Source organism: Streptomyces sp. NPDC085900 (assembly GCF_044540925.1).
In the GTDB taxonomy this organism is placed as follows: domain Bacteria; phylum Actinomycetota; class Actinomycetes; order Streptomycetales; family Streptomycetaceae; genus Streptomyces; species Streptomyces gilvifuscus.
In genome coordinates this window covers 393262-409916 of record NZ_JBITSP010000002.1, presented here as the reverse complement: position 1 = coordinate 409916, position 16655 = coordinate 393262, and the positions used below count along the sequence as shown (strand labels likewise).

Below are 16655 nucleotides of genomic sequence, written 5' to 3'. Positions count from 1 at the left end.
GTCACTGTGACTCGGCCTCCCCGGCCCACCCGGCCGCAGAGTCGCGACGTTCCCCTCCGCTCGGCCATTCCCCAGACGACGGAGTCGCATCATGGCCTCAGCCACGAACTCCCCCGCGCACGCCGAACAACCACCCATCCCCAAACACCTGTGGAAGGTCGCCGCCCTGTCCGGCATGGCCTCCTACCTCGATGCCGCCCTGATCGTCAGCATCGCCGTCAACCTCGCCATCTACCGCGACAGTTACCACATGGGCGTGTGGATGGCGGGCGCGATCAGCGCGATCGTCACCGGCTGCATCGCCGTCGGCTCCCTCGTCGGCGGACGGCTCGCCGACATGTTCGGCCGCCGCCGCGTCTACAACTGGGACATCTTCTGCTTCGCCCTGGGCGCGGTCGTCATCACCCTCGCACCCAACGACATCGTCCTCTTCACCGGCGTGCTCGTCGCGGGTCTGGCGGCCGGCGCGGACCTGCCGACCTCCCTCGCCGTCGTCTCGGACGCCGCACCCGCCGACGGCCGGGCCCGTCTGGTGTCCTTCACACAGGTCATGTGGGTGGCCGGCATCGTCGTCGTCATCTTCCTCGGCTACCTGCTGTCGGACACCGGCATGACCGGGGCACGCTGCATCACCGGCCATCTGGCCGTCGCCGCCCTGGTCACTTGGCAGTTGCGTTCCCGGCTGGAGCTGGCCGACGAACCCTCCGACGCCGAAGTGGCCCAGGAGGCCGCCGCGTTGGAGGCACCTCGCGGCACCGCGCTGAAGAACGTGTGGAACCGTGCCGCCCTGCTGCCGATGGCCGCGACCTTCCTCTACTACGTCACCTGGGGCATCGGCGCCAACACCTTCGGCCAGTTCGGCACGTATCTGCTGGTCACGGTCAGCGGCGCCTCGCAGAGCCTGGCCACCGGGATCAACCTGGCCTTCCTGCCGATCGCGCTGGTGCTGACCTTCGTCTTCGTGCGCCTCGCCGACACCCCCTGGCGCGACCGGCTGTTCTACGTGTTCACGCTCGTGCAGATCCTCGCCTTCTGCATCGCCTCGCTGACGGCCGGCGCCCTCGCCGGCATGCTCGTCTTCTTCGTGCTCTACCAGATCTCCAACCCCTTCGCGGGCGAGGCGAGTTACAAGGTGTGGTCGCAGCTCACCCTGCCCCCGGACACCCGGGGCACCACCCAGGGCCTGACCTACGCCCTGTCGCGGGGCGTCTTCGCGGGCGTCGCCTTCGTCACGCCGGCCCTCATGGAGTACAGCGCGTCCCTGCTGCTCTGGTCGATCACCCTGTGCATGGCGGCGTCGGCGGTCGCGGGCGTGTACATCGTCCGTGTCCTCATCCGCCGCACCCCTCAGGCGGCGCCCGCACCGGCGGATCTGGGCGTAGCCGGGGCCTGAACGCCGCAGCGGACCCCACCCGGGGCGCGGACCTCACAAGGAGCACCGACCATGGCAACGACCGACACCCCGACCGCGAGCGAGGACCGCGCCGCCGCACTGCGCGATCTGCTCCCCCCGACGGCCCGCCGCCCCCGTATCGGTCTGGTGGCGGGCGGACTCGGCACCTACTGGCCGCAGTTCCCCGATCTGCTGCCGCAGTTGAAGGAGTCGGCCGGCTATGTCGCCGAGCGGCTGAGGCGGATGGACGCGGAGGTGACCGACGTCGGCTTCGTCTCCGACGCCGAGGAGGGCGCCGCGGCGGCCGAGCGGCTGCGGCGCACGGACTGCGATCTGATCGTGCTGTTCCTGACGACGTATCTGACGTCGTCGATGGTGCTGCCGATCGCCCGCCGCTCCCACACTCCCGTCCTGGTCGTCGACCTCCAGCCGACCGAGCGGATGGACCACGCCCGCTTCGACACGGGTGCCTGGCTGGCGTACTGCGCCCAGTGCTCGGTACCGGAGGTCGGCAACGTCTTCCGCCGTGCCCGCATCCCCTTCCGTTCGGTGTCGGGCTGGCTGCGTCAGGAGTCCGCCTGGCGGCGCATCGAGCAGTGGATCAGGGCCGCGCACGTCCGCGCCGCGCTCCGGCACGCCCGGCACGGTCTGATGGGGCACCTGTATCCCGGCATGCTGGACGTGTCGACCGATCTGGCCCTGCTGCCCACGACGTTCGGCTCGCACGTGGAGGTGCTGGAGTTCGACGACCTGCGCCATCGGGTGGAGCGCGTGAGCGAGGCGGAGACCCGGGAGCGCGTGGAGCTGGCCCGCCGGGTGTTCACGCTCGACGACAGCGTGGTGGACGAGGACTTCGCATGGGGCGCGACCGTGTCCGTGGCGCTGGACCGGCTGGTCGAGGACTTCGGCCTGGACTCCCTCGCCTACTACCACCGCGGTCTCGACGGCGAACTGCACGAGCGGCTCGGCGCCGGCATGATCCTGGGAGCCTCCCTGCTCACCGCCCGGGGCGTGCCGGCGGCGGGCGAGTACGAACTGCGCACCAGCGTCGCGCAGTTGGCTTCGCAGAGCGTGGGAGCCGGTGGCTCCTTCACCGAGATCCAGGCGCTGAACTTCGAGGACGGCGTGGTGGAGATGGGGCACGACGGGCCCGCCCACCTCGCCGTCAGCGCACGCGAGCCGCTGCTGCGCGGGCTCGGCGTCTACCACGGCAAGCGCGGCTGGGGCGTCAGCGTGGAGTTCGACGTCCAGCACGGCCCGGTGACCCTGCTCGGCCTCGGCCAGGACGCCGACGGGGGCCTGTCGTTCGTCACCTCCGAGGGCACGGTCGTCCCCGGCCCCCTGCTGGAGATCGGCAACACCACCAGCCGTGTCGACTTCGGCCGCGATCCGGGCGAGTGGGTCGACGCGTGGAGCGCCACCGGTGTGGGCCACCACTGGTCCCTGGCGGTCGGCCATCACGCCGCCGACTTCCGCGCGGCGGCGAGCCTGCTCGATATCGACCACCGGCACGTGTGACGCCGACCCGAAGGCGCCGGCCGGTGGGCGCCAACCGACAGGCGCCTTCGGGCCCCGACTCATCGCTCGCGGCCGCCCGGCCGCCCCGCGCTCAGGGCAACGGCCGGGCCGCCCACCGGCCTTGTCCCGTGGGCACATCGGGGCCGGGGGGCGCCGACCGTGCCGGTCTCGTCGTAGGACGCCCATCACCGCCGGACGGGCGCGGCCGCCGGCCGTCGATCATGACGATCGCATCTCCCGCCGCTCCAGCGGCCTCGTCGCGGGCCCCTGGACGACGTTGCCGTCGGGGTCGAAGCGGGAGCCGTGGCAGGGGCACTCCCAGGTGCGTTCGGCGCGGTTGAAGGCGACCAGGCAGCCCAGGTGCGTGCAGCGGGCCGCGACGGCGTGGAGCTCGCCGGACTCGTCGCGGTGGACCGCGCAGTGGTGTCCGCCGGCCAGGACGACCGCCCCGTCTCCGGGGGCGATGTCGTCGACCGAGCCGCCGCCCGACACCGAGGGCAGCCGGTCGCCGACGAAGTGCCGGGCCACATGGGCCTGGTGACGGAGGAAGGCGGGCGCCTCACGGACGACGGTGCCCAGCCGCCGGGGGTCGTAGAGCCCGCTCCACGGTGAACTCCGGCCGGTGATCAGGTCGCTGAGCAGCCGGCCGGCCATGATGCCGCCGCTCATGCCCCAGCCGCCGAAGCCCGTGGCCACGTAGGTGTGGCGGCCCGCCGTGGGGAGCGGTCCGACGAGGGGCACCGAGTCGGTGGAGTCGTTGTCCTGCGTGGCCCAGCGGTGGGTGAAGTCGAGTTTCCCGAAACGTTCCACGGCCCAGCGGGCGAGCCGGTCGAAGCGCTCCTCGACGTCGGCGGTGCCGGGGGCGAAGTGCTCACCGGTGACAATGAGCAGCCGCTGCCCGTCGGCGTACGGGGCCGTGCGCACCGAGCGGGTGCCCTGCTCGGGGGTGATGAACATGCCGCGCGGGTCCAGGTCGGCGGGGATGGGCGCGGCCCACACGAGCTCGCGGCGCGGCGAGAGCCGGGTGAAGAGCATGGCCCGGTCGAAGATCGGGTAGTGCGTGGCGACCACGACGTCGTCGGCGCTCAGGGTGACCCCGGCCTCGGTGGTCAGACGGCAGGGCTCGCCCTCCTTGAGACCGACGACGCGGGTCCCCTCGTAGATCGAGACACCTTGCCGCCCCAGGTCCTCGGCGAGGGCGAGGAGGTATTTGCGGGGGTGGAACTGGGCCTGCCCGGTCACCCGGACCGCGCCCGCGACCGGGAACGGCAGATCCGTCTCGGTGACGAAGTCGGCGGGCAGGCCGGCCGCCCGGGCGGCCTCCGCCTCGGCCTTGAGTTCGCCGACGCGCGCCTTGTCCTCGGTGTAGGTGTAGGCCGCGGTGTCCTCCCAGTCGCAGTCGATGCCGAGTTCGCGGGCCGTCTCGGCGGCGTGGCGGACGGCTTCGGTCTGGGACTGCGCGTAGAGGCTCGCAGCCTCCTCGCCCCGGGTGCGGCGCAGCCGCTCGTAGACGAGGGTGTGCAGCACGCTCACCTTGGCGGTGGTGTGGCCGGTGACCCCGGCGGCGATCCGGTCGGCCTCCAGGAGCGCCACGCTGCGGCCGCTGCGGGCCAGTTCCCAGGCCGTGCTGAGGCCCGCGATGCCCGCGCCTATCACGGCGACGTCGACGGTGGTGTCCCGCTCCAGAGGGGGGTGGGGCTCTCGTTGGGGTGCCGTGTCGATCCAGTACGACCGCTGCTCGGCTGCGTACGTGTTCATGGCGGCCGGGTTCCCTGGGCGGCCCTGCCGAAGCGCCCGCCGTCGGCCCGGGTGTCAGCGCGGCGGGGGCGGTGGCAGGTGTTCGGGTTCCGTCCAGCGGTACGGCGGCCGGAAGCCCTGGATCATGGTTTCCGTCCAGCGGTACGGCGGCCGGAAGCCCTGGATCAGGGTCAGCGGCCCCAGGCCGATAAAAGCCCGGTGCGCCGACCTCCGGTCGTGGCGGAGCCCGTCGGCGGGGTTCCGGCCCCGGCCGACGGGCTCCATGTCGCGTGCCGCTCTCATCCGGGGGTGACCCGGCCGCGCCAGGAACCGGTCTCACCGCCGTGCTCCTCGATGTACTCCTTGAACCGCTTCATGTCGCCCTTGACCCGCCGGTCCACCATGCCGAGCGCGTCGGCGGCCTTCTCCACGGCCCCGCTCGTCTCGACCTCCATGACGATCTCCACGCGCGTGTGCCCGTCGTCGAGGCTCTGGAAGCGCACCATGCCCATCTGCTTGGTGTCGCCGCCGACCGTACGCCAGGCGATCCGCTCGTCGGCCAGCTGGTCCACGATCTCGGTGTCGAACTCCCGGCGCACGCCGCCGATCTTGGTGGTCCAGTGGTTGTGGGTGTCGTCGAGCTGGGTGACCTCCTCGACGCCCTCCATGAACTTGGGGAACTCCTGGAACTGGGTCCACTGGTTGTACGCGGTGTGGACCGGGACGGCGACCTCGACCGCTTCCTTGACCCTGCTCATGACTGTGCCTCCCTTTCGTCGACGCCGGTTGTCGTCGGGCTCGTGAACGGTGTGCCGGGTACCCCGGAACCGCGCAGGTACCGACCCGGGACCGCGACGCCGTGCCCGGAACACGGCTCAGCGGGCCCGGCGCCGCATCGGCCCCCACTCGCGTGCCCGCTCCTGCTCCTCCACGGCCCGCCGCGCCTCCTCGATGACGCTCTCGCCGATCCAGCCGATCGGTTTCACGTCCCGGACCAGCGGCTCGTTGTCGGGGCCCCGTCCTCCGACCCGGCCGCGCAGCACCCAGGGGCGCACCCCCTCGCCCTTGTCGCGGGGCAGGTGGGAGTAGTCGTACAGCCGCCGCGCCACCCACAGCTCGGCCGACCTGTCCTCCCACCACGGCTCGACGTCGAGCGGGTTGGCGGACAGTCCGGGCAGCCGATGCCGGTCAGCCCGTCCCGGCTCTCGGCGATCGCCTCGTCGGCCTCGGGCCCTCGTGACCAGCGCACATAGAGGTTCGGCGTGGAGTGGACCACCTCCGCCAGTTCGCGCAGGGTCCGCAGCTCGGGCAGGTCGTGGCGGGCGTTCATCGGGTCGTCATTCCGTCCTTGCAGGTCGGGGGCGGTTTCGGGGTGCACCGGGTACCCCGCCGACCTGCCGGGACACGTCGCTCCCGCGGCCGGACCGGCGGCCGTTCGTCGTACCGGACCGGCGGCCGTTCGTCGTGCCGGACCGGCCGCTCGTCGCACCGCCGCCACCGTTCGCCGACGCCTGGACTGGCACGGTTTCGATCGGGTACCTGGGTTGCCTAGGGTTGATTTGCACCTTTGTGCCCTCGGAGACAGGAGGCTGCCACTCATGAGCACGCCAACATCCACTCCGGCCGGCAACATCGCCGACCCCGGTCCGCTCGGACTTGCCGCCTTCGCGGCCACGACCTTCGTCCTGAGCACCTTCAACGCCAACCTGATCACCGACAAGAAGCTCGTCGCCGTCGTGCTCCCCCTCGCCCTCTTCTACGGCGGGCTGGCCCAACTCCTGGCCGGTATGTGGGAGTTCCGCAAGGGCAACACCTTCGGCGCGACCGCGTTCTGCTCCTACGGTGCCTTCTGGCTGTCGTACGCCGCCTTCGCCAAGTACGTGGCCCCGGGGCTGCCCGCCTCCACCGCGCACCAGGCGAGCGGGCTGTTCCTGCTGGTGTGGGCGATCTTCACGGTGTACATGACGGTCGCCGCGCTCCGTACGACGGGGGCGATCCTGGCGGTCTTCGTGACCCTGTCGGCGACCTTCATCGTGCTGTGCGTCGCCGACTTCGCCCAGTCCGAGACCACCGTCAAGGCGGGCGGCTGGCTCGGTCTGGTGACGGCCGTGTGCGCCTGGTACGCGTCCTTCGCCGGCGTCACCAACTCCACCTCGGAACGTCCGGTCGTGCCGGTCTTCCCGAACGTCGCCACCCGCCTGCACCTGCAGCGGGGTGGACCGGTGGCCGGGGCTCGGGCATGACCGACACCGGTGGCGAGACACTCTCGAACCTGCTGCGGGAGGAGCGGCGGTTCCCGCCGCCACCGGAGCTGGCCGCCACGGCGAACGCCACCGCGGCGGACTACGAGCGGGCCGACGCCGACAGCCAGTCCTTCTGGGCAGCCCAGGCGGCCCGGTTGGACTGGGCTCGGCCCTGGGACGAGGTGCTCGACTGGAGCCGGGCACCCTTCGCCCGCTGGTTCACCGGGGGCCGCCTGAACGCGGCCCACAACTGCGTGGACCGGCATGTGGCCGCGGGCAACGGCGACCGGGTCGCCTTCCACTGGGAGGGCGAGCCCGGCGACACCCGCACCCTCACCTACGCCGATCTGAAGGACGAGGTCTGCCGGGCGGCCAACGCCCTGGTCTCCCTCGGCGTCCGCACCGGCGACCGGGTGGCCATCTACATGCCGATGATCCCGGAGACGGTGGTGGCGATGCTGGCCTGCGCCCGCATCGGCGCCCCGCACACCGTGGTCTTCGGCGGCTTCTCGGCCGAGGCGCTGCGCGGCCGGATCCTGGACTGCGACGCCCATGTGGTGATCACCGCGGACGGCGGCTACCGCAGGGGCAGCCCCTCGGCGCTGAAACCGGCCGTCGACGAGGCGGTGCGCGAGTGCCCGGACGTGCGCAGCGTGCTGGTGGTGCGGCGCACCGGACAGGACGTGGACTGGAGTGACGGCCGGGACGTGTGGTGGCACGACCTGGTGGCCGCACAGCCGGCCGAGCACGAGGCCGAGGCGTTCGACAGCGAACACCCGCTGTACATCATGTACACCTCCGGTACGACGGCTCGCCCGAAGGGCATCCTGCACACCACCGGCGGCTATCTGACGCAGGTGGCGTGGTCGCACTGGGCGGTGTTCGACGTCAAGCCGGAGCGGGACGTCTTCTGGACGGCCGCGGACATCGGCTGGGTCACCGGCCACTCGTACATCGTCTACGGGCCCCTCGCCAACGGCGTCACCTCCGTGCTGTACGAGGGGACGCCGGACACCCCGCACAAGGGGCGCTGGTGGGAGATCGTCGAGAAGTACCGGGTGTCGATCCTCTACTGCGCGCCGACCGCGATCCGCACCTTCATGAAGTGGGGTGGGGAGTACCCCGAGCGCTTCGATCTCTCCTCGCTGCGGCTGCTGGGCTCGGTCGGCGAACCCATCAACCCCGAGGCGTGGATGTGGTACCGGCACCACATCGGCTCGGACCACTGTCCCGTGGTGGACACCTGGTGGCAGACCGAGACGGGGGCCCAGATGATCAGCCCCCTGCCGGGAGTGAGCGTCTGCAAGCCCGGCTCGGCGCTGCGTCCGCTGCCGGGCATCGGTGCCGACGTCGTCGACGACACCGGAAAGCCGGTGCCCGACGGCTCCGGCGGCTACCTGGTGCTCACCGAGCCGTGGCCGGCGATGCTGCGCACCATCTGGGGCGACGAGCAGCGCTACCTCGACACCTACTGGTCCCGTTTCCCCGGCATGTACTTCGCCGGGGACGGCGCGAAGAAGGACGAGGACGGCGACATATGGCTGCTGGGCCGGGTCGACGACGTCATGAACGTCTCCGGCCACCGCATCTCCACCACGGAGGTCGAATCGGCCCTGGTCTCCCATCCATGGGTCGCCGAGGCGGCCGTGGTCGGCGCCACCGACCCGACGACCGGGCAGGGTGTGGTGGCCTTCGTCATCCTGCGCGGCGACGCCGGCACGCCCCGACCGGAGGACGTGTCCACCGAGTTGCGCGCCCACGTCACCAAGGAGATCGGGCCGATCGCCCGGCCGCGGCAGATCCTGGTCGTCGCCGAGCTGCCGAAGACCCGCTCCGGGAAGATCATGCGGCGGCTGCTGCGGGACATCGCCGAGAACCGCCAGCTCGGTGACGTGACCACGTTGACCGACTCGACGGTCATGGACGAGATCCGCACCCGGCTGCCGGGAGCGGGAAGCGGAGACGAGGAGGCCTAGGCCCTGTCCAGAGCGGCGCGCGGGGTCGTGGAACCGTCACGGCCCCGCCGCTCATGCGCCCAGGTACCGCAGCACCGCAAGCACCCGCCGGTTGGCGTCGTGCGACACCGGCAGCCCCAACTTGCCGAAGATCGCGGCGACATGTTTCTCCACCGTGCCCGCCGACACCTCCAGCCGCCGGCCGATCGCGGTGTTGGAGCGGCCCTGCGCCATCAGCTGAAGCACCTCGTGCTCGCGTGCCGTGAGCGACTCGATGCCGTCGACCCGTCGCGCCGCACCGGCGAGTTGGGTGACCACCTCGGGATCGAGGGCGGTCCCGCCGGCCGCCACCCGGCCCAACGCGTCGGTGAACTCAGCCACGTCGGCGACCCGGTCCTTGAGCAGATAGCCGACGCCCGCGGAGCCGGCCGCGAGCAGCCGGGTGGCGTACCTGGTCTCGATGTACTGCGAGAACAGCAGCACCGGGGTCCCCGGGCGCCGCTCCCGGATGTCGATCGCGGCACGCAGGCCCTCGTCGGTGTGGGTCGGCGGCATCCTGATGTCCACGACGGTGACGTCCGGCCGGTGTTCGGCCACGGCCGCCCGCAGCGCGTCGGCGTCGCCCACGGCCGCGCACACCTCGTGGCCGCGTTCGGTGAGCATCAGGGCGAGCAACTCCCGCAGCACGGCTGCGTCCTCGGCGATCACCACGCGCATGACGGGCATGATCCCGTAATTCGCTTGACCCCGCCACGGGGTGACACCGCATGGTGGCGGGACACCACGCGTCGTGGTGCCGGTTTTCGCAGGAGGCGGCGGCAGCGATGGAGATACGTTCCACCACCGATGAGGACCTCGACGTCTTCGTGACCACGCTCCACGCCGCGTTCGGGCTCTTCCCGGAGACGCCGGCCGAAGGCGGAGGCGGGGTCTGGTGGTCGGCGCTGGAGATGGACCGCGGCCTGCTCGCCCGCACGGCGGACGGCAGACCCGTCGGCACCGCCGCGTCCTACTCCTTCGAACTGACCCTGCCCGGTGAGACCCTCGTCCCGGCCCCCGGGGTGACCGCCGTCGGCGTCCTGCCCTCGCACCGACGCCAGGGCGTGCTCAGCGCGATGATGCGGCATCAGCTCACCGAACTGCGGGCCGGCGGCGAGTTCCTCTCCGTGCTGCTGGCCTCCGAGGCCCTGATCTACCGCAGGTTCGGCTACGGACCGGCGACGTACACGCACCGGCTGACGGTGCCGCGCCACCGAGGCGCCCTCGCCCTCCCCCGGGCGGGCGGAACGGCCGACGCCCCCACGACCGGCTCGGTCGAGGTGCTGCGGCGCGCCGAGTGCGGCGAGATCCTGGAAACGGTCTACGACCGCTACCGACGAGCCCAGCCCGGCGCGCTGTCCCGGCCGCACCGCTGGTGGGCCCTGCGCGCGGGACAGCCCCCGATCGCGCCGACGGCGCGCTACATCGCCGTCCACCGTGACGCCGACGGCGTCCCCGACGGGTACGCCAGCTACTCGGTCGACTCCGGCACCCTGACGGTCGACGAGACCATCACCGCCGACGACGCCGTCTTCACCGCCCTGGCCCGGTTCGTGCTCGGCCACGACCTGGTCTCCCAGGTCGTGTTCAAGCACGTCCCGCCCGGGCATCCGCTGCGCTGGCAGCTCGCGGACTTCCGGGCCGGCCAGGTGAGCGACCACACCGACTGGCTCTGGGTACGGCTGCTCGACGTCCCGCGCGCCCTCACCGCGCGCGGCTGGTTCACGGACGGCGAGCTCGTCCTCGACGTCGACGACCCCTTCCTCGGCGAACGGGACCGCTATCTGCTGTCCGTCCAGGACGGCAAGGCCGACTGCGTCCCGACGGACCGCGAACCCGACCTGTCCCTGGACATCAGCGACCTGGGGTCGGTCTACCTCGGCGGCACCACACCGAGCACGCTCGTGCGGGCCGGACACGTCCGGGCCCACCGTCCGGGGGCCGCCGCCCTCGCCGACGCGTTCTTCGCGGCCGAGCGCACCCCGCACTGCCTGCACTGGTTCTGACCCGAGGTCAGAGCCCGAACGCCGTGGTCACCTCCTCGGTGAGGGCGTCCTCCGTCAGGGTGCCGTCGACCGGGATCGCGCGCAGACCCAGCCGCTCGGTCTCCTCCCGCAGGTGCTCCGTGAACAGGCCGTCGCGCTCGGCGAGGTTGCGGCCGGCCCGCGCCGGGTCGCTGGTCCTCCACAGGAACCCTTCACCGGGAGCGGAGCGGCTGCGGAAGGCGGCCCGGCGGAAGTCGGGGGTGGGAAGGAGCCAGACCGCGTGGTCGGGATCGGCGAGGAGCGGCTGCACCAGGTGCGGCAGCAACCGGAAACCCTCGACGACGACGCGGGGTTGCCGCGGCAGGCTCAGCAGGTCCTCGACGATCAGCCCGAAGCCCTCGCCGCGGAACCAGTGGAAGGTCTCCAGCATGACGCGCGGAGGCCGGTTCACCCAGCGCTCGTCCATGTCCATGGCCATGAACTCGTGCAGGAAAGGGGCTTCGTCGGGTGTGGGCCGGGCGGCGTGGTCCGGCATCGCGTCGTCGGTCGAGTACAGCCGCCAGCCGTGGCGGTCGGCGAGCCGCCGGGCGACCGTCGACTTGCCGGCCCCGCTGCCGCCGCCGATCCAGTAGACGTGCCGCAACCGTGCGGCGAGGCCGGTCACGTGGCCGAGGAGAGCTGTCGGCGCACCCATTCGGGATCGGGGTTGGTGTGCGGCCGGCCCGCCACGACGACGGTCGGCACGGTCTCGTCGCCGCCGTTGGCGGCCCGCACCACCGCCGCCCCGGCGGGGTCGCGCCGGATGTCGACCCAGTGCAGCCGCCGGGCCCGACGGCCCAGCCGGAGGCGCAGGCGCACGCAGTACGCGCAGCCCGGCCGCCAGTAGACGACGGGGCGTCCGTCGGCGGCGCTGCGACGCTGTGCCAGCTGGGCGTCGAGGGACCTCGGGAAGATCAGGGGCGAGTTGACGGCCGCCAGGACCAGGAACACCAGCAGCAGTGCTGTGGCCTCGACGGGGCTGCCGTCGAGGGCGAGCTCCGTCGCCAAGGCCGAACCGCACAGTACGAACAGCAGGGGCGGCAACCAGACGCGCGTCATACTGACGCAGGCTACTCACGCACGCAGCGGCAGCACCACCGTCACCGTCGTCGGCCCGCCCACCGGACTGCTGATATCCAGCGTGCCGTCGACCGTACGGACGCGCTGCGTCAGCCCGGTCAGACCGCTGCCGGCCCCCACTCGTGCCCCGCCGCGCCCGTCGTCGGTGACGCACAGCCGCAGCGCGCCGTGCCGCCCGGTGACGCCGAGTGCGGCGCGGCGGGCACCGCTGTGTCTGATGACGTTGGTGAGGAGTTCGGCGGCACAGAAGTAGGCGATCGTCTCGATGGCGGGGGTGGGCCGCTCGGGCACGTCGACCGCCAGCTCGACGGGGAGTCCGCTGCGCGCCGCGAGCGTGGCCAGGGCGTCGGGCAGACCGTCGTCGAGGACGGGCGGGTGGAGGCCGCGGGCCAGGTCGCGCAGCTCGGTCAGGGCCTCGGTGGCGTTGCGGTGCGCCAGTTCGACCAGGTGCCGTACCCGGCAGGGGTCGGCCACCGGCTCACCGTCCGCGCCCAGACGCTCCCTGGCCATGTCCAGGCTCAGGGCCAGGGCGACCAGTCTGACCTGCGCCCCGTCGTGCAGGTCGCGTTCCAGGCGGCGCAGCAGGGCCGCCGAGTCGTCGACGGCGAGGGCGCGGGTCTCCTCCAGGCTCCGTACCCGCTCGGCGAGTTCGCCGGGACCGAGCAGGGCCCGCACCAGCCAGCGGTCGACGGCGACCACGCCCCGCGTGAACCAGGGCGCCGTCAGCAGGGTCAGCGTGCCGATGGCCGCCGCGACGAGGGTGCCGGCGAAAGAGGTGCTGTATGGGGCTCCCCCGCCCACCGGGACCGGGAGGATCGTCGGCATGTCCTCCTGGCCGAGGGCCAGCCGGCGCAGGGGCGCGGAGAGGTCGATCAGGCCGGTGAGCCACCAGCCGGCCGCGTACAGGCCGAAGGCGGCGACGGGCAACTTCACCAGGACGTAGGCCACCGACCGCCAGCCCGCCGCGTCGCGCAGCCGGGCGTCCAGTCGCGCGAACGCCCGCCCCTCCGGCCGCGGCCGGGCCGGCGCGGACACCAGCTCCCCCAGCAGCCCGGCGGCGAGCCGGCGGTGCACGCCGGACAGGGCACGGGCCAGGCCGATCGCCGTGACGATCAGCAGCAGGCCGAGGACGGCGCCGACGAGGGAGACGGTGAGGCCGGCACCGAGCGCCAGGAACACGGCCACCGGGAGGAAGCCGGCCAGGGCGAGGGGGAATCCGAGCAGGCAGTGGGCGAGCTCGGCCCGGGCGCGGGCGGTGAGAGGAGCACCGAGCACGCGCCGCAGGACGGCAGCCGCCCCCGGTGTGCCGTGCCCGCGGGCGTTCCGGACGGTTGTGGTCACGGACGCGACGCTACGGACGTACAACCTCCCGGCGGAACACGGCCGTCCCCCGTCTCACCCGGGGGTTTTCCTCAGCGTGCCGCGCCGCTGTCGGTGGCGCGGGTTAGTCTGCGCGCATTGGACCACCCGCGGCACGGAAGGGGGCTCACCGCCCATGCTGATCCAACACCGCGGGCGGCGGCCGCTCGTCCCCGATTCCGCGTACGTGGCGCCCAGCGCGACCCTCTGCGGGGCGGTCGTCCTGGGTGAGGGAGCACGGGTGCTGCACGGGGCGGTGCTGACGGCCGAGGACGGCGAGGTGCGCGTCGGCGCGGACACGGTGGTCATGGAGCACGCCCTCGTGCGCGGACGGGCCCGGCATCCGGCGGTGATCGGCGACGCCGTCCTGATCGGCCCGCACACCCATGTCAACGGCGCCGTCGTCGAGGACGAGGTCTTCGTCGCCACGGGTGCCTCGCTGTTCCCGGGCTCGGTGGCGGGCGCCGGAGCGGAACTGCGCATCAACAGCGTGCTGCACGTGGGCTCCCGGCTCGCGCCCGGCACCGTGGTCCCCATCGGCTGGATCGCGGCGGGCGACCCGGCACGGCTCTTCGCACCGGAACAGCACGAGGAACTGTGGCAGGTGCAACGCGAGTTGGACTTCCCAGGGACGGTGTACGGGGTGCCGCGGGGCACGCCGATGCGCGACATCATGACCCGTCAGAGCGCGTTCTACGGCGCCCACCTGGACGACCGGCTGCTCGACGACGAGTGACGCGCACCGAGCCCCCGGCCGCCAACTCGTCCGATTTCGGCGGGAGATTGGCATAGACCTGACCATGATCACCGGCTAGGATCTGCGGCGCACCCCCTGAGAGCGCTCTCACCGTTCTGCTGTTCCACCCCCACCCTGCTGGAACAACGAAGGGGCACCCCCTTGAGACGCATCACATCCCTGCGCACCGGCCTGTCCGCGCTCCTCCTGCTCGGCACCTGGGCCACCGCGAGCAGCCTTCCGGCCTCCGCCGCGGACTCCCCCGCACACTCCCCCTCCGAGGCACCCGCCTCCGCCTCCCTCCTCACCGCGATGCGGCACGACCTCGGCCTCACCGACCAGCAGGCCAGGGCCCGGCTGGCCGCCGAGAAGACCGCCACGGCCGTGGAACGCAAGGCCGAGCGCGCCGCGGGAACCTCCTACGGCGGCTCCTGGTTCGACCCGGCCACCGGCAGGCTCACCGTCGCCGTCACCCGCGGCGCGAACACCGAGGCCGTCCGCGCGACCGGCGCGACCGTGCGGATCGTGGAGCACAGCGCGCGCCGCCTGGACGCGACGAAGGCGCGCATCGACGCCCTGTCCGCGCCCGCCGGGGTCGGCAGCTGGTACGTCGACCCCAAAGCGAACAAGGTGGTCGTGGACGTCGTCACCGCACACCGCGATGACAACGATGTCCGCGCGTTCCTGGCCCGCGCCCGCGGCGCCGGGCCCGTCGCCGTCGAGGAGACCGCCGAGGCGCCGCGCACCTTCGCCGCCGGAACCGTGGGCGGCGACCCGTACTACACGGGCAACGTCCGCTGCTCCATCGGCTTCTCGGTGTACGGCGGCTTCATCACCGCCGGACACTGTGACCAGCACACGGGCGCGGTGTACGGCTGGGACCACTCCTACATAGGCAACTTCCAGGGCTCCTCGTTCCCGGACAACGACTACGCCTGGGTGAACGTCGGCAGCGGCTGGTGGACCGTCCCGGTCGTGCTCGGCTGGGGCACCGTCTCCGACCAGCTGGTCCGCGGCTCCGCCGAGGCCCCGGTCGGCGCCTCGATCTGCCGCTCCGGCTCCACCAGCCACTGGCACTGCGGCACCGTCCTCGCCAAGAACGAGACGGTCAACTACAGCCAGGGCGCCGTCTACCAGATGACGAAGACGAGCGTGTGCGCCGAACCGGGTGACTCCGGCGGCTCCTTCATCAGCGGTGACCAGGCACAGGGCGTCACCTCCGGCGGCTGGGGCAACTGCAGCTCCGGCGGCGAGACCTGGTACCAGCCCGTCAACGAGATCCTCAACCGGTACGGGCTGACGCTGCACACCGCCTGATCCCCGCACGGCGGCGCGGGCTCCCGGGTGGGCTCGGCGCGACTCCCGGCCCACCCCGGAGCCGCTGAAGCCCACCACGCGGAGGGTCACCACCGAGCCCTTCCGGCCATCGGTGCGACCGTCTACATTCTCGATCACCATGAGGAACACGCAGACGTACGACACCGCGACAGCCCCCGGCGGGCACGGACCGACCGCCGCCGGGGGAAGCCGTCTTGTGGGCCCGCCGGGCACGCCCCGGTGAGGGCTTTCGTACTGACCGCGCCCGGGGCGTACGAGGTCCTGGAGGTCGCCGCGCCGGTGGCCGGCCCCGGTGAGGTCGTGGTGGACGTGGAGCGGGTTGGCGTCTGCGGGACGGACATGGAGTTCTTCACCGGTGCGATGGCCTACCTCCACCAGGGGCACTCGGCGTATCCGATGCGGCTGGGGCACGAGTGGGCGGGCCAGGTCGCGGCGGTCGGCGACGGCGTCGACCCCGCGTGGCTGGGCCGCCGGGTCATGGGTGACACGATGCTCGGCTGCGGCGGCTGCCGCCGTTGCCTGCGGGGCATGCAGCACGTGTGCGAGAAGCGGCAGGAGGTCGGCATCCGCGGCGGCCGGCCCGGCGCGCTTGCGGAGCAACTGGCTGTGCCCGCCTCCTCGTTGCATGCCCTGCCCGACTCCGTCGGCGCCACGCTCGGAGCCCTCGTGGAGCCGGGCGGCAACGCGCTGCGCGCCGCTCGGGCCACGGCCGTGGGCCCGGGCGACCGGGCGCTCGTCCTGGGTCCGGGGACGATCGGGCTGCTCACCGCTATGTTCCTGCGCGTCACCGGCGCGGAGGTGCACGTCGCCGGTCTCACCGATGCATCCCTGTCGTTCGCACGGGACCTGGGTTTCCCGCACGTGTGGACGGAGGACTCAGTCCCCGACCTTCCCTTCGACGCGGTCGTCGACGCCACGAACGCGGCCCATCTGCCGCCCAGGGCGGTCGAGTTGGTGGAGCCGGCCGGTCGCGTGGTCTGCATAGGACTGTCCGCCGAACCCAGCCGGGTCGACACCCGCGCGCTCGTCCTGAAGGACGTGACCCTGATCGGCATCCTGTCCGCCTCCCCCGGCCTGGCCGCCACCATCCGGGCGTACGCCGAGGGGGCGGTCGATCCCCGGCCGCTGGTGGCGGCGACGGTGGGACTGACGGAGGTCGGCGCGATACTGGCGGGAGAACGACCGGCCGGGGCCGGAGCGGGGCCGAAGATCCAGGTGGCTCCCGGCTAGGCG

Annotated in this window: 15 protein-coding genes and 1 pseudogene; 8 read left to right on the top strand and 8 right to left on the bottom strand. The window is 72.5% G+C overall.

Going from position 1 to position 16655, the window contains the following annotated elements; translation table 11 throughout:
- Positions 1–91: 91 nt before the first annotated feature.
- Both ACIGDI_RS06605 and ACIGDI_RS06600 read left to right on the top strand, forming a co-directional pair.
- Positions 92–1393 (top strand): MFS transporter, encoded by a 1302-nt coding sequence (locus ACIGDI_RS06605; protein ID WP_399891428.1) that lies wholly within the window; start codon positions 92–94, stop codon positions 1391–1393.
- A gap of 51 nt (positions 1394–1444) precedes the next feature.
- Positions 1445–2911: an arabinose isomerase gene (locus ACIGDI_RS06600; protein ID WP_399891425.1), complete on the top strand. Its 1467-nt coding sequence runs from the start codon at positions 1445–1447 to the stop codon at positions 2909–2911.
- Positions 2912–3130: 219 nt separating this feature from the next.
- Here the strand turns inward: ACIGDI_RS06600 and ACIGDI_RS06595 are convergent, their stop codons facing one another.
- The 4 genes and pseudogenes from ACIGDI_RS06595 to ACIGDI_RS06580 form a co-directional block, all read right to left on the bottom strand.
- On the bottom strand, positions 3131–4669 hold the full coding sequence (locus ACIGDI_RS06595) for an FAD-dependent oxidoreductase (RefSeq protein WP_399891422.1): 1539 nt from the start codon (positions 4667–4669) through the stop codon (positions 3131–3133).
- Between the two features lie 54 nt (positions 4670–4723).
- On the bottom strand, positions 4724–4951 hold the full coding sequence (locus ACIGDI_RS06590; RefSeq protein ID WP_399891419.1) for a hypothetical protein: 228 nt from the start codon (positions 4949–4951) through the stop codon (positions 4724–4726).
- Positions 4948–5406: an SRPBCC family protein gene (locus ACIGDI_RS06585; RefSeq protein ID WP_399891415.1), complete on the bottom strand. Its 459-nt coding sequence runs from the start codon at positions 5404–5406 to the stop codon at positions 4948–4950. Before ACIGDI_RS06585 ends, ACIGDI_RS06590 begins: the two co-directional genes overlap by 4 nt.
- A gap of 117 nt (positions 5407–5523) precedes the next feature.
- Positions 5524–5978 (bottom strand): annotated as a pseudogene (locus tag ACIGDI_RS06580) (DUF6098 family protein).
- A 268-nt stretch (positions 5979–6246) separates the two neighbouring features.
- On the opposite strand from ACIGDI_RS06580, the gene ACIGDI_RS06575 reads away from it, so the two are divergent.
- Entirely contained in the window at positions 6247–6891 is a 645-nt protein-coding gene (locus tag ACIGDI_RS06575) for an acetate uptake transporter (protein ID WP_399891412.1), read from the top strand.
- Positions 6888–8867 (top strand): acetate--CoA ligase, encoded by a 1980-nt coding sequence (gene acs, locus ACIGDI_RS06570; RefSeq protein ID WP_399891409.1) that lies wholly within the window; start codon positions 6888–6890, stop codon positions 8865–8867. The genes ACIGDI_RS06575 and acs overlap by 4 nt, the downstream gene beginning before the upstream one ends.
- Before the next feature lie 51 nt (positions 8868–8918).
- Here the strand turns inward: acs and ACIGDI_RS06565 are convergent, their stop codons facing one another.
- Positions 8919–9563 carry a response regulator gene (locus ACIGDI_RS06565; protein ID WP_399891405.1) on the bottom strand — a complete coding sequence of 215 codons (645 nt, stop codon included), beginning with the start codon at positions 9561–9563 and terminating at the stop codon, positions 8919–8921.
- Between the two features lie 107 nt (positions 9564–9670).
- On the opposite strand from ACIGDI_RS06565, the gene ACIGDI_RS06560 reads away from it, so the two are divergent.
- Positions 9671–10891, top strand: a complete 1221-nt coding sequence (locus ACIGDI_RS06560; RefSeq protein WP_399891402.1) for a GNAT family N-acetyltransferase — start codon at positions 9671–9673, stop codon at positions 10889–10891.
- 7 nt (positions 10892–10898) lie between these two features.
- Here the strand turns inward: ACIGDI_RS06560 and ACIGDI_RS06555 are convergent, their stop codons facing one another.
- From ACIGDI_RS06555 to ACIGDI_RS06545, 3 genes are read right to left on the bottom strand one after another with little or no spacing between them, the layout of a single operon-like run.
- A complete protein-coding gene (locus ACIGDI_RS06555) occupies positions 10899–11534 on the bottom strand; it encodes a hypothetical protein (RefSeq protein WP_399891399.1) in 636 nt (211 codons plus the stop codon).
- On the bottom strand, positions 11531–11968 hold the full coding sequence (locus ACIGDI_RS06550; protein WP_399891396.1) for a glutaredoxin domain-containing protein: 438 nt from the start codon (positions 11966–11968) through the stop codon (positions 11531–11533). The genes ACIGDI_RS06555 and ACIGDI_RS06550 overlap by 4 nt, the downstream gene beginning before the upstream one ends.
- A 15-nt stretch (positions 11969–11983) precedes the next feature.
- Positions 11984–13330 carry a sensor histidine kinase gene (locus ACIGDI_RS06545; protein WP_399891394.1) on the bottom strand — a complete coding sequence of 449 codons (1347 nt, stop codon included), beginning with the start codon at positions 13328–13330 and terminating at the stop codon, positions 11984–11986.
- A gap of 154 nt (positions 13331–13484) precedes the next feature.
- Here ACIGDI_RS06545 and ACIGDI_RS06540 point away from each other — a divergent pair, with 154 nt between their 5' ends.
- The 3 genes from ACIGDI_RS06540 (at position 13485) to ACIGDI_RS06530 (ending at position 16652) form a co-directional block, all read left to right on the top strand.
- Positions 13485–14084: a gamma carbonic anhydrase family protein gene (locus ACIGDI_RS06540; protein WP_399891391.1), complete on the top strand. Its 600-nt coding sequence runs from the start codon at positions 13485–13487 to the stop codon at positions 14082–14084.
- Between the two features lie 162 nt (positions 14085–14246).
- Positions 14247–15401, top strand: a complete 1155-nt coding sequence (locus ACIGDI_RS06535; protein ID WP_399891389.1) for a S1 family peptidase — start codon at positions 14247–14249, stop codon at positions 15399–15401.
- Between the two features lie 240 nt (positions 15402–15641).
- Positions 15642–16652, top strand: coding sequence for a zinc-binding dehydrogenase (locus ACIGDI_RS06530; RefSeq protein WP_399891386.1), 1011 nt, complete (start codon positions 15642–15644; stop codon positions 16650–16652).
- Positions 16653–16655 lie beyond the last annotated feature (3 nt).

Coding starts and splice junctions, on each gene's coding strand:
- ACIGDI_RS06575 (WP_399891412.1), top strand. CDS start 6,247: ATGAGCACGCCAACATCCACTCCGGCCGGCAACATCGCCGACCCCGGT.
- ACIGDI_RS06605 (WP_399891428.1), top strand. CDS start 92: ATGGCCTCAGCCACGAACTCCCCCGCGCACGCCGAACAACCACCCATC.
- ACIGDI_RS06585 (WP_399891415.1), bottom strand. CDS start 5,406: ATGAGCAGGGTCAAGGAAGCGGTCGAGGTCGCCGTCCCGGTCCACACC.
- ACIGDI_RS06560 (WP_399891402.1), top strand. CDS start 9,671: ATGGAGATACGTTCCACCACCGATGAGGACCTCGACGTCTTCGTGACC.
- ACIGDI_RS06550 (WP_399891396.1), bottom strand. CDS start 11,968: ATGACGCGCGTCTGGTTGCCGCCCCTGCTGTTCGTACTGTGCGGTTCG.
- ACIGDI_RS06540 (WP_399891391.1), top strand. CDS start 13,485: ATGCTGATCCAACACCGCGGGCGGCGGCCGCTCGTCCCCGATTCCGCG.
- ACIGDI_RS06590 (WP_399891419.1), bottom strand. CDS start 4,951: ATGAGAGCGGCACGCGACATGGAGCCCGTCGGCCGGGGCCGGAACCCC.
- ACIGDI_RS06600 (WP_399891425.1), top strand. CDS start 1,445: ATGGCAACGACCGACACCCCGACCGCGAGCGAGGACCGCGCCGCCGCA.
- ACIGDI_RS06595 (WP_399891422.1), bottom strand. CDS start 4,669: ATGAACACGTACGCAGCCGAGCAGCGGTCGTACTGGATCGACACGGCA.
- acs (WP_399891409.1), top strand. CDS start 6,888: ATGACCGACACCGGTGGCGAGACACTCTCGAACCTGCTGCGGGAGGAG.
- ACIGDI_RS06565 (WP_399891405.1), bottom strand. CDS start 9,563: ATGCGCGTGGTGATCGCCGAGGACGCAGCCGTGCTGCGGGAGTTGCTC.